This window comes from Acetobacter indonesiensis (assembly GCF_000963945.1).
Lineage (GTDB): Bacteria > Pseudomonadota > Alphaproteobacteria > Acetobacterales > Acetobacteraceae > Acetobacter > Acetobacter indonesiensis.
In genome coordinates, this window is sequence record NZ_BAMW01000057.1 from 139219 (window position 1) to 154305 (window position 15087).

At 49.4% G+C, this 15087-nt stretch carries 8 protein-coding genes; 2 read left to right on the forward strand and 6 right to left on the reverse strand.

The features are described 5' to 3' along the window. Positions 1 to 205: 205 nt before the first annotated feature. Together Abin_RS13030 and Abin_RS13035 are read left to right on the forward strand one after the other, a co-directional pair. Complete coding sequence (locus tag Abin_RS13030) at positions 206 to 2212, forward strand: M61 family metallopeptidase (RefSeq protein WP_084593644.1); 2007 nt, start codon at positions 206 to 208, stop codon at positions 2210 to 2212. 59 nt (positions 2213 to 2271) lie between these two features. Beyond that, entirely contained in the window at positions 2272 to 3498 is a 1227-nt protein-coding gene (locus Abin_RS13035) for a DUF2075 domain-containing protein (protein ID WP_048847583.1), read from the forward strand. Between the two features lie 10 nt (positions 3499 to 3508). Here Abin_RS13035 and Abin_RS13040 read toward each other — a convergent pair whose 3' ends face one another. Genes Abin_RS13040 through Abin_RS13065 form a run of 6 tightly spaced genes read right to left on the reverse strand, consistent with a single transcriptional unit; the run spans position 3509 to position 14974 of the window. Continuing rightward, the gene (locus tag Abin_RS13040; protein WP_048847585.1) at positions 3509 to 4459 is read right to left on the reverse strand and encodes an ABC transporter substrate-binding protein; all 951 of its coding nucleotides are present in this window, start codon (positions 4457 to 4459) and stop codon (positions 3509 to 3511) included. 2 nt (positions 4460 to 4461) lie between these two features. Then, a complete protein-coding gene (locus tag Abin_RS13045) occupies positions 4462 to 5052 on the reverse strand; it encodes an ANTAR domain-containing response regulator (RefSeq protein WP_048847587.1) in 591 nt (196 codons plus the stop codon). Between the two features lie 10 nt (positions 5053 to 5062). Beyond that, positions 5063 to 9037, reverse strand: coding sequence for a bifunctional nitrate reductase/sulfite reductase flavoprotein subunit alpha (locus Abin_RS13050; protein WP_048847589.1), 3975 nt, complete (start codon positions 9035 to 9037; stop codon positions 5063 to 5065). 3 nt (positions 9038 to 9040) lie between these two features. Further along, a complete protein-coding gene (gene nirB, locus Abin_RS13055; protein ID WP_048847591.1) occupies positions 9041 to 11956 on the reverse strand; it encodes a nitrite reductase large subunit NirB in 2916 nt (971 codons plus the stop codon). A 40-nt stretch (positions 11957 to 11996) separates the two neighbouring features. After that, entirely contained in the window at positions 11997 to 13697 is a 1701-nt protein-coding gene (locus tag Abin_RS13060) for an alginate export family protein (protein WP_084593645.1), read from the reverse strand. Positions 13698 to 13756: 59 nt separating this feature from the next. After that, on the reverse strand, positions 13757 to 14974 hold the full coding sequence (locus Abin_RS13065) for an MFS transporter (protein WP_048847717.1): 1218 nt from the start codon (positions 14972 to 14974) through the stop codon (positions 13757 to 13759). Between the last annotated feature and the right edge of the window lie 113 nt (positions 14975 to 15087).

Genomic DNA, 15087 nt, shown 5'->3' on the forward strand with positions numbered 1-15087 from the left:
TTTAAGATTTTATTTGGTAGTCGCCGCTAGCGTAGGCCATTTTTTACAAGAGCCAACGCACATTTCCTTGAAAAGGCAGGTCGTTCTGGCTTCGAGATATCTCGACAGAACGTAAGGAGCATGCTTCAAGTTCCTTACGATAATCGGCTCTCTGTAGCGTGTTCTGGCATCCAAACAGGGGGCATGAGAAGGAATTCGACGTAACATGTCTTTACGTAATTTTTTTCTGTATTCGGCGTCATTTTTCGTCGGTCTGACGGGACTTAGCGTTGCCGCGTCTACTGTGCCTGGTACTGCATACGCAGCAGACGCGCAGCCTCAACCCCAACCGCTGGCGTTACCGCCTGCCCTGCCCACACCAAAGGATGTACCTTACGGTGGGACGATTGCCTTGCATGTGGATGCAACCGACCTGAACCGCCATATTCTAAGCATGAACGAAACCGTCCCTGTGCCACAGGACATTGCCGCAAATGGTGGCGATTTTGTTTTACTATACCCAATGTGGCTGCCGGGTGATCACTCCCCAACAGGTACGATTGACCAGTTGGGCGGCCTAAATGTTCGGGCAGATGGTAAAGTGATCCCGTGGGTGCGTGATACTGTGACGGTCAGCGCGTTTCATATTCAGGTGCCAAAAGGTACAAAAGAACTAAAGGTAGCATACCAGCTTCTGACCCCCGTTTCTTCAAAAGAAGGACGCGTGGTTATGACGGATGCCATGGTTAACGTGCAGTGGTCTGCTGTGTCTCTCTATCCGGCTGGATATTTCACGCGGCAGATTATGGTCAAGCCGCAGGTGACATTCCCTGCAGGCTGGGACTACGGCACGGCTCTGCGCCCCGACGGGGGCAAAGCAGGCGATACGGTTTCCTTCAAACCGGTGTCGTTTAATGTGCTTGTCGATTCCCCTATTTTCTCCGGCAAATATTTCCGGAAAATTGATCTGACACAGGCTGATAAGGTTCCTGTGACGTTGAATGTCATGGCGGATAAACCAGAAGATCTGGCGGCAACGGATGCCCAGATTAAAGCTCATAAAGAACTGGTGCATCAGGCTAATCTGCTGTTCGGATCACACCACTACGACCATTACGATTTTCTTCTGGCGTTGACCGATAAATTGGGCGGTATTGGTCTGGAACATCATCAGTCCAGCGAAAATAGTGGACCCAGAGGCTACTTTACGCAGTGGGACAAGACATTTGCTGCGCGTGACCTATTGGCGCATGAGTTCACGCATTCCTGGAATGGTAAATATCGTCGCCCGGCAGATCTGTGGGCGGCCAATTTCAATACGCCGCAGCGTGGGAGTGGGCTGTGGGTTTACGAAGGGCAGACCCAGTATTGGGGCTATGTACTGGCTGCGCGTTCTGGGTTAATGACAGCCCTGCAGGTGCAGCAGGCGTTGGCTGAAGTTGCGGCTGTGTATGACGGACGGCAGGGCCGCCTATGGCGTCCGCTGATTGACACGACAAATGACCCGGTAATTGCACAACGTGCGGCGCAGTCCTGGCGCAGCTGGTTGCGGAGCGAGGATTATTATTCAGAAGGTCAACTGATCTGGCTGGACGCTGATACACTTATTCGTAAATTGTCAGAGAATAAAAAATCCCTTAATGATTTTGCCAAGCTATTCTTTGGTACAAACAACGGTAGTTTTATTACAAGCACTTATCAGTTTGATGATGTTGTAAAAGCGTTGAATACAGTCCAGCCATATGACTGGGCGACCTTCCTGCATCAACGTGTCTATGAAATACGCGACCATGCGCCACTGGATGGTCTGACGCGTGGCGGTGCAAAACTGGTTTTTAACGAAAAACCGTCAGATTACATTACGTCCTATTCCACGTTGCGTCATGTGAATGATTTTCTGTTCTCCCTTGGTTTTGCAGTTAGCAAGAAAGGAGCACTGGCAGAAGTTCTGTGGGGTAGCCCTGCATGGCAGGCAGGTATCACGCGTGATCAGGAACTTGTTGCCGTCAATGGTGAGGCGTATGATGCTGATGATCTGAAAGAGACTATTACGGCAGATAAAGTTAAAAACTCTGGACCGATAACACTTCTCTTACGGGATGGAAGCCGCTTCCATAGCGTTTCAATCCCTTATCATGATGGGTTGCGCTATCCTAACCTAGAGGGGAGCCAGGAAGGCTTAAAAGCCATTCTTTCTCCCTTGTCTGATAAAGGATCTGCACAGATACAGTAAGTTTAGGGCGGGGCACAGCGTAGCCGTTGTGCCCCATAACAAGGGAGAAAAGAAAGCCAATGGAACAGGGTGTGAGTGAGTGTCTCAATAAAGCCATAGACAAGCTCTCGCCTGAAAAAAAGCTTTCTCCGCAACAGAATGACTTAAAGCAAGCCATAAAAACATTTTGTCTGGCACATCAGAATGATGACCATGCTATTTTTTTAATAGAAGGTGATGCCGGAACAGGGAAAAGTATCGTTCTTAATTCAATATTTAATGAGATACAAAATCTGTCTCGTAATAAAAATGAGAATAGTCCATTTTATGGAATGAAAAACTACCTTGTTGTTAATCATCCAGAAATGATTAAGCTTTATAAAAATATTTCCGAAAAATTTTCTTATTTAAAAAAGAAAGATTTTGAACGTCCTACGACTTTTATAAACAGAATGATAAAAGACAACACCAAAGCCGATATTGTATTTGTAGACGAAGCTCATCTTCTCTTAACAAAAAGTGATAACTATAATCACTTCAAACAGAATAACCATCTGGAAGAACTTATAAAACTATCACGGATAACCATTCTGGTTTTTGACGAAAAACAAGTTCTAAAATTTAAAAGTTGCTGGGACCAAGGCCTATTAAACACACTGGTTCATACATACCCTATAGAAACCTACCATTTATCGCAACAGTTTCGTGTACAGGCTAATACAGATGTGCAGGAGTGGATAAAGGCTTTTTATAATTACAAAATAAATCCAATGCCACGAAAGCAGAATTTTGATTTCAGATTTTTTGACGATGCACAGGATTTGTATGATCTTATTCGTCAAAAAAATAGTGAATACGGTCTGTGCCGCATGTTGGCCACGTATGATTATGCTTACAAATTAGATGGTCAAGACCATTTTATAACGGAAGGCCGTTTTCACTTAAGGTGGGACAGGTCAAAGCCAGATGAAAAACTTCCTTGGGCTGAAAGGCCAGATACGATAGAGGAGGTTGGTTCCGTTTATACTGTTCAGGGGTTTGACCTCAATTATGTCGGGCTTATTTTAGGTCCATCCGTTTTATATGATGAAGAAACGGATCGTATAAAAATAGATTCAAGTCGCTATGAAGATAGTGCTGCTTTTACTGGGCGTGATGGTATATCTGACCCTGAAGACGTAAAGCAGAAGATTATGCTTAATGCGATTAACGTCCTGATGACGCGGGCTGTTCATGGCCTGTATATTTACGCGAGTGATGCTGCTTTGCGTAAAAAGCTTATGCAGATACAGGCAGAACGCCATTAGGCAGAAAGCATCAAGCTGTACAGTGGTCTGGGAAGGCTGTTAACCACCCCAGTGTTTTCATGTCATCTATCATCCACTGTAAATCAGTATGTTTTATCGTTTGATCTAGTGGAAAATGCAGTCCATCCGGTAGTGCGTTGTCAGGCATAAGGCTACGGGTGGCAGCATACGGCAAATTCAAACCACCTTCTTTCAGTGGACGGGCCAAGAGGTCTGTTAATGCGATACTATTTTCGGGGGTTGAGCAGTATAGAGCCGCTTTGCTTAATGCAGAGGTTAATCGAGCAAGATGCTGTTTGTCTGCATTCAGCCATTTATCCGTCACAAACAGACACTTTTCCAGATGATTGGGTAAAATGTCAGTTGAACGTGCAAGGCAAAATCCGGCACTAGAAAGGCAGGCTTCTGTTCCCCAAGGGGGGCCTGCACAAAACCCATCAATTGCTCCCTTAGTGAGTGCCGTGACAATCTGATCGGGCGGCATGATAACAAGATCCACCGCATGGTCAAACGATACAGAAAGAGCGTTTAGAAGTCGGCGAAGAATGAGATAATGGGTAGAATTTTCATGCACAACAGCAAATTTTGGCTTATGTGTGATTTTTGAAGCCCATTTTGAAAAAACGATTTTTTTATCATTTAGAGTCGTAACGGTAGGATTGGGCGCATCATCCAGTTTCCGCAGAACAACCATGTTGCCACCCCGGCTAAGCGCATGTGTCAACCTTCCCTGCACGGGGCGGCCTCTTGTTCCTGCCATGGTCATAAATGCGAGTGGTGGAAACATGACCGCAGCATCCAGAACACCCCATGTCATTTTATCGGCAAGATTTGCCCATGATGGTTCGACTGATACACTTGGCAGTATAGTATTCTCGCGGAAAAAACCGTGTGTATTTGCGGCCAGTATGGGGGCGCTGTCAGCAAGTCTTAAAAGGCCAATGCGCAAAGGATGGGGCATAGTCAGGCCTTCCCTGCAAGGGTTTGAACAAGTTCTCTGGCGACATCAACCAATCGGCGTGATTGGCGCATGGCCTGACGTTGTAAACGCCTGTGAGCTTCCGCCTCATTTATGCGTTCAGACCGCATGAGAAGTCTTTTTGCCTGATCAACCATCTTACGATTGGAAATCTCCGTCTGTGCTTCTTCCAGTTCAGACTTTGTTTTCTGAAAATGTGCATATAGGCCGATTGCAGCACGTAATAGTGGTTTGACATCAGTTGGGGGTGTGTCAACCACATTATAGGAACAGACGCCCGCTTCAAAGGCCGCTTCCATCAAAGGTGGGTCATCTTCATCTACAAAAAGGGCAACAGGCCGTCTCTGGCCGGAGGATGACAGCGCCCGAACGCTATCTAGTGCATCGCGATCAGGTCTGGAGATATCGACCAGAACGACATCCGGTTTATGGTGGCTGACGGCATCAATCAGAGAATGTCCGGGCTCAAGGCGCACAGCTTCAAGCGACAAATCCTGTGATAAAATATCATAAAGATCGTTCACACGCCGTTTATTTTCGTCAGCAAGCAGAACTTTTATTCTGGCTTTCTGCATTATGGCGTCCTTAGTAGACATCCCTTCTATAGCGCCCTTCCCGTAACATGGTCAGCACATAGTCTGCTGTTGCAGTTTCGCTCATATTTCCGTGGTGGGCAATAATTCGTTTCAGGGCAGCATCAACGTCTCTGGCCATGCGTGCAGCATCCCCGCAAATATACAGATATGCCCCCGTTTGTAACCAGTCCCATATATCAGCGCCCGCGGCTTCCATCCGATCTTGTACGTAAATCCGTTCAGGCTGATCGCGGGAAAATGCGGTATCAAGTCGGTCAAGTGTACCAGTCATCATGAAGGCTTCAAGTTCTTCACGGTAGTAAAAACCGTGCTTTTCATGCTGTTCACCAAAAAATAGCCAATTCCGGCCCGTAGCCTTCTGTGCCTGTCGGTCTTCCAGAAAACCACGGAACGGAGCGATACCTGTGCCCGGACCAACCATAATAACAGACACATCAGGGTTTTCAGGCAAATGAAAATGGGGGGCAGGTTGGATATATGCTTCTACTTCATCTCCCTCAGTCAGATGCGCAAGAAACGATGAACTGGTTCCTGGCCATGGTGTGTTGGCGACACCAACGGTTAAATGCACCTGACATGCATCATGCCGTGGGGAAGACGCAATGGAATACAGACGTGGTTGAAGGGGACGCAGCAGACCAACAAATTCTAATGCGCTCAGGTCAGGCCGCCGTGCCAGAAGAAGTTCTGGTAAGTAACCTCCTTCCGGATGGTCAAGCTGCTTGAGCATGGCTGGTGAAGGACGGGAGAGATCGAATTTTTTTGTCAGAGCTTCTTGCAGGGCAACGCTTTTGTCAGCCGAAAGCGGAACAAGAGTTTCACGGGGGAGATTAAGTGCGCCGATAACCTGATCAACCAAATCCGCTTTATTACATGGATAAATACCCAATGCATCTCCGGCCGAGTAGCGTAGTGGAGTATCTTCCAGTGAAAATGCGATCTGTCTGGTTTCTTTTTGGTAATCATCAGAAGTCAGACGTTTGTTCAGAAGAGTTTTAATACGAACAGGATTCTGACGTGTGCCTAAAGGTGCAAGTAAAGGCTTTTTGGGAGTGCTCGCTTGAACTAATGCGGATGGGATAGCCGACGACTTAGAAGACTTAAAAAAAGATAAGCTTTCCTCTTTCCATTTTTCTATATCTGTATGGAAATCAGGTTCACAGTCTATTCTTGTTTTGAATGCTATGCCTCCCAATGCAGAAAGTCTGGCGTCAAGAGCTCTCCCGAAACCGCAGAAATTCACATAGGCCGAATCACCGAGCGCAATAACGGCATACTGTAAGTCAACAAATGATGCTGTTCTATCTTGCAGTGCATTCCAGAAGGGTTGTCCGCTATCAGGTGCATCTCCATCGCCAAATGTTGAAACAACAAAAAGTATTTTCTGAGATTTTAGTCTATCAACGTCTAAAGAATCCATATTGAGGTATTTGGACGTCACACCGCTTTCCAGAAACCACTCTGTCAAATCATGAGCAAGCTGTTCTGCTTGTCCTGTTTGAGAGGCAAAGCAAACGATTAACTCTTTAGTTGGATTTTTTTCTGAAGATTTTAAAGGTGTAGGGTGTGCACCAATGGGCTGGCGAGAATAAAGACCAGCAAGCAAACCATTCAGATATAATTTCTGTTCAGGTGTTAGAGGCGCTGACTCTGGAATAAAGGGAAGGCTATCTGTGGGGGGATGCGCCTGAAGACCGTGAAGAAAAGCTGAAACCCAAAGGTTAGAGTCATTGGTAAAAATAGGCTTCTTAATATCAATGTTTAATAAGGTAGCAAGAGTGATAGCTTTGTTATCAGTTAAGGTGGAATTGCTTGCAGGAACTGTTTGCATAGAAGTGTTCTCCTTAACGGGAGCCAATTCAAGGCTAACGGCGCAAAGTTTGTAACCGGGTTGCAAGGAAATAGGATCGACGGCATCAGATGTTACTGCGTTAATTGCTAGATTTTCACCAAACCGATCATTCCAGTGGAAAGGGGCGAAGCAACAGCCTGGGCTGACACGGTCTGTTAAAATTGCAGGAAAGCAGGCTTCTCCTTGCACAGAGCGTATCAGGACGGACGCCCCGTACTTTATGTTCAGGTGCGCAGCATCCTCGGGATGGATTTCAATAAAGGGAGCAGGATTCAGTTTATTAAGGTTGGAAACACGCGCTGTTTTTGTCAGTGTATGCCATTGATGTTGCAAACGACCAGTATTGAGTAAAAAGGGATACTGCTTACTGGGCCGTTCATCTGGCTGCATGAAAGGACGTGCAAAAAAACAAGCACGGCCATCAGGTGTAGGGAAACGAATTTGCTGCTGTGGGCCAACGTAACGGATAGGATGGCGGCGGCTGGTATCGTCGGGGGGGGAAGGCCACTGCACAGGCCCTTCTTCTGCCAAGCGGGTATGGGTAATACCACGGATATCGTAGCCAGTAGCAGGATTTGCAAAAAGGCTTAATTCATCGAATATTTGTGATGCACTTGTATAAGAAAAAGCCTCTTCAAACCCCATGGCGCGGGCGACCGCAGCAATTAACCACCAGTCTGGCATGGCGTCACCGGGGGCGGTAACGGCTTTACGGGCAAGGGTAAGGGTTCTGTCTGAATTGACCTGCACGCCCTCCCCTTCAGCCCAGAGGGCTGCCGGGAGCATGATATCTGCATAGGAACCTGTTTCACAGTCAGCAAAAACATCTTGCACAATGACGCACTCTGCCGCCTGTAAGGCAGAAATAACAGTATCACGTCTGGCAACGGTGGTGACGGGGTTAGAGCAGATAATCCAGCAGGCTTTGATGTCTCCTCGGGTCATGGCCTGAAACATGCCAACGGCCCCAAGTCCTCCCTGTGCTCTTAATGACCCAGATGGGATATTCCAGATTTTTTCTGAAAATGTTCTGTCATGTTCTGAGAGAGCAGATCTTTGCCCAGGCAGGCCCGGCCCCATATAGCCCATCTCACGACCGCCCATGGCATTAGGCTGACCTGTCAGAGAAAACGGGCCACTACCCGGACGACAAATTGCACCAGTTGCAAGGTGGAGATTGCAGACTGCATTGCTGTTCCATGTGCCCACTACGCTTTGGTTAAGACCCATGGTCCAGAGCGTCATCCACTCTTTTGCTTCAGCAATCCACTGGGCCGCGGTATGAATATCAGCTTCAGGCAGTCCGGTTACTTGCGCAACGTAAGCGGGAGTATAATCTGCCAGAAAGGGTCTTAAGGTTTCCCAGCCTTTCGTATGATGAGAGATAAACTCTTCGTCTATGGCGTTCATGTTAACAAGAAGATGAAGAAGGCCATTCAATAGGGCAAGGTCTGTTCCCGGATGGATCTGGAGGAACAGGTCTGCTTTGTCCGCAGTCGCTGTACGACGAGGGTCGACAACGATTAATTTAGCGCCAGTCCGTTTACGGTCGAGCAGTCGTAAAAACAGGATTGGATGGCAGTCAGCCATATTGGCACCAATGACAAAAAAGAGATTGGTACAATCAAAGTCTTCATAACTACCGGGGGGAGCATCTGCACCCAAAGAGAGTTTATAACCGGCACTTGCGCCCGCCATACATAGACGAGAATTGGATTCAATATGCTGTGTTTTAATAAAACCTTTTGCCAATTTGTTTGATAAATATTGTGCTTCAAGGGACATCTGGCCAGAGACATAGAAAGAAATAGCATCTGGGCCATGTTTTTCCAGTATGGTGCGGAGACGTTCGGCCGTCTTGCTGATAGCCTGTTGCAAAGAGAGGGGAACAGGTTCTGCTGAACGCTCTGGCCGAACCAGCGCATTTGTCAGACGCGCTGGGGATGTCAGCGGTTTATCGCAGGCGCTTCCTTTGGTACAAAGTCTGCCTGCGTTTGCAGGGTGGTCTTTATCTCCGCGCACGCGGGTAATCTGACCATCCTTGACATCCAGTATTATACCGCAGCCTACGCCACAATAAGGGCAGACTGACCGTACGGCGTCTGCTGACATATGTCAGGCATCCGCCATGAGTGTATTGTGGCCCGTGTTGCTGTGTAGGTCTGATTTTATTTCAACTTTGCCATTATTTAAACGTGCCTTCCAAACAGTCAATTTTTTCGATTGATCTTCAAGGCAGACGCCATCTTCCAGGCGGAAATGCTGTTTGTATAACGGAGATGCTACAACAGGTTGACCTTTCAGATCACCGACCAAGCCACGTCCGATAACATTAGCCTGAGAAAACGGGTCATGATTGTCTACCGCAAAAACGCGCCCGACACCCGGATTGCCCGGAATCCCATCGGGTAGCCAGAAAAGGGCAATCTGTGCGCCGTCGTACCATGCAACGACACCCGAGTTTGGCACCAGATCACGCTCGGTGCAGAGTTCTGTCCATTCGGTCGGGCCAGTGGGTAAGGCGCGTTCTTTTGGCATATCGGCGGGGCGCGTTTGCTCTCTTTCTGGCAGAGTATGAATAGCCGGATCTGGTCTTGTGTCGTTTACAAATGTACGGAAGCGTTTGAGTTTGTCTTCATCTGTTAGAACGCCTTTCCATTCACATTCATAACTATCAACGACAGCCTGCATCTGTTTTTCAAGTTCATCACAGATACCAAGAGAATCATGAATAATGACGTCTTGAAGGTATGACAGACCCCCTTCAAGATTTTCACGCCAGACCGAAGTGCGCTGTAATTTATCAGCCGTACGAATGTAGAACATCAGGAAACGGTCAATGTATTTTAGAAGCGTTTCTGAATCGATGTCCGTTGCAAAGAGTTCTGCATGACGTGGCCGCATTCCGCCATTGCCGCAGACATACAGGTTCCACCCATTTTCGGTCGCGATAACGCCCACGTCCTTGCTCTGTGCTTCAGCACATTCCCGAGTACACCCGGAGACAGCAAATTTCAGTTTATGGGGGGCACGCAAACCTTTGTAACGGTTTTCCAAATCAAGCGCTTTGCCAACGCTATCTTGCACACCGTAACGACACCATGTGCTACCCACGCATGATTTTACGGTACGGGTCGATTTTCCGTAAGCATGTCCAGTTTCAAAGCCTGCTTCCAGCAATTCTGACCAGATGTCTGGCAGTTGATGCAACTGCGCCCCGAACAGATCAATGCGCTGGCCACCCGTAATTTTTGTATAAAGAGCATATTTTTTAGCGACTTGCCCCAAAACAATCAGCTTATCAGGTGTAATTTCACCACCCGCAATACGGGGGACGACAGAATAAGTCCCGTTTTTCTGCATGTTGGCCATGAACGTATCGTTCGTGTCTTGCAGCGGGATGTAAAGCGGGTCTGTAATGGGCTTGTTCCAGGCCGAGGCGAGAATGGAACCAACGGCTGGTTTGCAGATGTCACAGCCCAAGCCGCCGTTTCCGTGTTGATCCATCAGATCCTGAAAAGTGTGGATATTGTGTACCCGAACAAGTGAGTACAACTCCTGCCGCGTATAGGAAAAATGCTCGCAGAGACTACGGTCAACGGAAATCCCGCGATTTTGTAATTCTGCCTCAAACACACTTTTTAACAGACCGGCACACCCGCCACAGCCTGTGCAGGCTTTGGTGCTTTGTTTCAGGCTGCTCATGTCCGTGCAACCACCATCAATGGCCGCACAGACCGCGCCCTTGGTCACGTTATGGCAAGAACAGAGCGTTGCGGTATCAGGGAGTGCGTCGGCCCCCAATAAGGGCGCACTTTCACCCCGCGGGAGAATGAGCGCTGCCGGGTCAGCAGGTAGCTTTATGCTGTTTTGCACATATTGTGAAATGGTATCGTAGTAGCTGTTGTCCCCAACAAGGACTGCCCCTGTCACGCGGGAACCATCTTCTGAGACGACAAGGCGACGATAACTGCCGGTCTGTTCATCAATGAAGCGGAAATTCTTGCTGCCCGGTTCGGCTCCTCGTGCATCCCCGATCGAGCCGACGTCAACACCAAGAAGCTTCAGTTTGGTGGACATATCAGCGCCGGTAAAGGCAGTTTCTTCCCCGGCAAGAGTAGCGGCTACGGTGCGGGCCATTGTGTAGCCGGGGGCAACCAGCCCAAACACTTGCCCTTCCCAACTTGCACATTCACCAATGGCAAAAATGGACGGATCAGTTGTTTGACAGCAATTATCAATGACAATACCGCCGCGTGGAGCAATATCCAGCCCACAGGCGCGCCCAAGCGCGTCCACGGGGCGAATACCGGCAGAAAAAACAACCAGATCAGTTTCCAGAAATGATCCATCCGAAAAAACAAGTCTATGACGTGCTGTTTCACCCGGGATAATTTCTTTAGTGGCGTGGTTTGTTAGAACCGTAATGCCTAAATCTTCAATACGATGCTTGAGCGCTTCGCCCCCTTCAGCATCAAGCTGTGCCGGCATAAGGTGGGGTGCAAATTCAATGACGGCAGTTTGCAGGGATAGCTGGCGTAACGCATTGGCGGCTTCCAGGCCCAATAGGCCGCCACCAATGACAACCCCGTGCTTGGCAGACGTTGCGGCGGCATGGATGGCGTCCAGATCATCAAAGGTGCGGTAAACCAGACCTGCTGTGCCTGTATTGCCGGGAATAGGCGGCACAAACGGATAAGAACCCGTAGCCAGAATGAGGGTGTGATAAGGGAAAACACCATCGTCTGTTTCAATGGTTTTTTCTGCACGGTTAACAGCATGCACATGCTTGCCTAAATGCAGTAGCAAGCCGTGGGCATCGTGAAATCCGTCTTTATGTAAGGTAAGGGGAACAGGATCCTGCCCTGTCATATATTCGGACAGGTGAACGCGGTCATATGCCAGATGGTGTTCAGAGCCAAAGACATGGATGGCGTACTGTTCATTCAGACCATGAGCAACAAGCTGTTCGGCGCAATAATGGCCAACCATGCCGTTGCCGACAATCAGGATGTTTTGTTTAAGAGCCATCAGACAGGATCCTTTTTATGCCGTTGGGCAAAGAGTCTGTTTAAAACTTGAATTCAAGACTTTGCATGTAGAACGCACCATTTTTGGCACCATTCTGGCGCATGCCGTTAGACAGGACGATGCCCGCAATATCATGTGTCCATGTCCAGTGTGGGGCAAAGTTCCATGTAAGCTGTGTCTGTGGGATGGTGCCGATAAAGCCACCATGCAGCCCCCCACGCGCAGCAAAAATCTTGTTGTTGGGATTATACACAGCATCATCCGTGCTTTCACGCCAGAAAACGGGAATATGCGCTTTTATTCCAAGATTTTTCAGGATCATGAAGTTTGCAACCGGACCCACACCCACAAGATTTTCAGATGTCAGAGTCAAGCTGACATCGTTATAATATGGGAGTGGTACATAAGGCGTTGAAAATGTGCCGATTGCACCAGATGTTTTATTATAGTTTCCGCCAGAGAAAACGTCTGCCTGCAAACCGACCGATGGTTTTGCAGGAAGATTTGGCATGGAATACATGATGGTACCGTTTACGGCGAAAGCTCTTACAGGGCGCGTGTTGTCACTTTTTGCCTGTCGGAACTGCCCGCCTTGAAAAACACCATTCAGAGAAACGCTGAACGGGCCAACATTCCCCCACACCCGCATACCGATATTATCGCGCCGGCTTGAGCCTGCCTGTGTTTTTCCAACGGCAGCTGTGGGAATAGCCGCACCTGCCCCATTATACAAATAGCCAAGGAAATAGACATCAGCAAAAAGCTGGCTGTTTTTCTTCATGAAAGAAAAAGAGGGCAGTGCCGTTGAGGTGTACAGACCGTAGAGCCGAGCACTGTAGTTTGTGCCATCCGCAAAAACATCAATAGGTTGTTTATTGGTCTGCATGAAATAGAAACCATCCATACGGAAGTGTTTCCAGATGGCGTAACCACGCGCCCCGTCCCAAGAAAGCTGGACGTTGGTCAGGTCACGGGCAGACTGCATTTGAATGGGGGCATCCAGAAACAGTTGTCGCCCACCAATAACGCCCATCTGTGCGCCAAGTGCGTGGCCTTTGACTTCAAGGATACCCTGTTGCAGGTCGAGACGTTCACGCTGAACGCCAGTCTGGTACCCATAGGTGTTAGACCCACCTGCAACAGCATACAGAAATTCAGCGTATGCGCGGACATGTTCGCCAAGATGCAGGTCAGCACCATACTGGTTTCTTAGCAGAACACGGCTGGCATTTGTCACGCCAGCCGTACCCATGACAGGCTGATTTTCAAAAATGTAGCGCAGGCGTTCTTCACCGCTCAGGGTGAGCCAGATGTCCCCTTTGTCCGTCAGGGGAATATATTTCAGGCGGTTGAACCAGTCTTTTTTCTTTTCTGCCACAGACATGGTACGCAGGGCGCTCCAGTCTTCGCTCCAACGTACCTGGCCGGTTTTGCCAATCGCGCCAAAACCGGCGGCAGATCCACCTGCGGCGTTGAACATGCCCCAGTCAAGATGCAGGTTTGATGCTGCGGGCGGTGTTGGCTGGCTTGTTAGTGGGGCGACAACAGATGTGGGCAGAACAGGCTGCACGCTTGCCGCTTTTTTGGCCAGCTTTCGGTCTTCTTCTGTGGCTGTATCGGCAAAAGCTGGCAGCGCAAGACTGGGGAGCAGGCATAACGCGCTACCTAGCGGTGGCAGAAGGCTTTTTGACGCACAGAAAGTAATCAAACGCTGGCGGAAAGAATGGTAGGCGACAATCATGAAGCGAGGGTCCTGTATCAGTTAAAACGTTTGTCGTCCGGAAGATGAAGCAAGACGTTTCAGGATACGGAAGACACAGAAAAAGCTTCTGATACTTTTTGCGAACTATGCCAACGGCGGTGGCATAAAAACACGCCCCCCAAAGCAGCAAACGCAATCAACCCGAAAGCAAGAAATCCGGGGCCGTAGGAGCCGGTTATCTGGCGGGCTTCCCCCAGAGAAGACGCCAGATAAAAGCCGCCGATGCCGCCGCTCATGCCGACAAGGCCGGTAATGGTGCCAACCTGTTGTGGGAAGCGTAGCGGCACCAACTGGAAGACGGCACCGTTGCCCATACCCAATGCCAGCATGCCGAGGAAAAATGCAGCAAAAGCCAAGGGAAAAGACGGGAGGCCCGCCGCAATCGTGCAAAACAGAATGCCTGCTGCGGTATAAAAAACAGCCAAAGCGCGCAGCCCCCCAAACTTGTCTGCCAAAGATCCGCCGACTGGCCGCACGAAAGAGCCGACAAAAACAACTATGGCCGTAAAGCGCCCGGCAGAAGCAGGGGAAATGCCATATTGGTCATTGAAATAAATGGTCAGGAAAGAGGCCAAGCCCACAAAGCCACCGAACGTGACGCCATAAAATGCCATCAGCAGCCAGCAGTCGGGCTGCTTCAATAGGGGTAACCATGATGCCGGAGACCCTGCCGGACGCGTGCGTAAAGGCTCACGAGAGAGCAGGATAAAGGCCAGTAGCACGACAGCCATGGGGAGCGCGGTCAGCCCCAACGTGTTCACCCAGCCGTAATGGGCAGCCAGCCACGGGGCAAACAGTGCAGCCAGAGCCGTCCCGGAATTACCAGCCCCAGCCAGCCCCAGCGCTGTGCCCTGATACTGGGGGGGATACCACGCTGAAACCAGAGGCAGCGCAATGGCGAAAGATGCTCCCGCTACCCCCAGAACCAGCGCCACCCCGAACATGGCGGAATAAGTGTGTGGCGCAGCCAACCATGTTGCAATCAGACCCAGAATGACAGTGCTTTGCGCCCAGATGGCAACACGGCGGGGGCCAAATGTGTCAACCAGCCCTCCGGCAATAACCCTGAACAGTGCACCGGCCAGCACAGGCGTTGCGACCATCCATCCTTTCTGGGCGGCGTTCAGGTGCAGGTCATGCGCAATGGAAATACCCAGAGGGCCGAGCAGAACCCAGACCATGAAGGAGGCATCAAAATAAAGGAAGGCGGCCAGCAGGCTGGGTGTGTGCCCAGCTTTCAGGAAGTTTTTATCCATCGAGTCTGATCCCGATGTGGCGGCAATGCCAACCACGGCCCAGTGGGCCATAACGGACCGCCTTTGGCCCGTTCTGCCTTATAAACAGGCCGGAGAAGGCCCATTGCGCATGT

Coding starts and splice junctions, on each gene's coding strand:
- Abin_RS13030 (WP_084593644.1), top strand. CDS start 206: ATGTCTTTACGTAATTTTTTTCTGTATTCGGCGTCATTTTTCGTCGGT.
- Abin_RS13035 (WP_048847583.1), top strand. CDS start 2,272: ATGGAACAGGGTGTGAGTGAGTGTCTCAATAAAGCCATAGACAAGCTC.
- Abin_RS13040 (WP_048847585.1), bottom strand. CDS start 4,459: ATGCCCCATCCTTTGCGCATTGGCCTTTTAAGACTTGCTGACAGCGCC.
- Abin_RS13045 (WP_048847587.1), bottom strand. CDS start 5,052: ATGCAGAAAGCCAGAATAAAAGTTCTGCTTGCTGACGAAAATAAACGG.
- Abin_RS13050 (WP_048847589.1), bottom strand. CDS start 9,037: ATGTCAGCAGACGCCGTACGGTCAGTCTGCCCTTATTGTGGCGTAGGC.
- nirB (WP_048847591.1), bottom strand. CDS start 11,956: ATGGCTCTTAAACAAAACATCCTGATTGTCGGCAACGGCATGGTTGGC.
- Abin_RS13060 (WP_084593645.1), bottom strand. CDS start 13,697: ATGATTGTCGCCTACCATTCTTTCCGCCAGCGTTTGATTACTTTCTGT.
- Abin_RS13065 (WP_048847717.1), bottom strand. CDS start 14,974: ATGGATAAAAACTTCCTGAAAGCTGGGCACACACCCAGCCTGCTGGCC.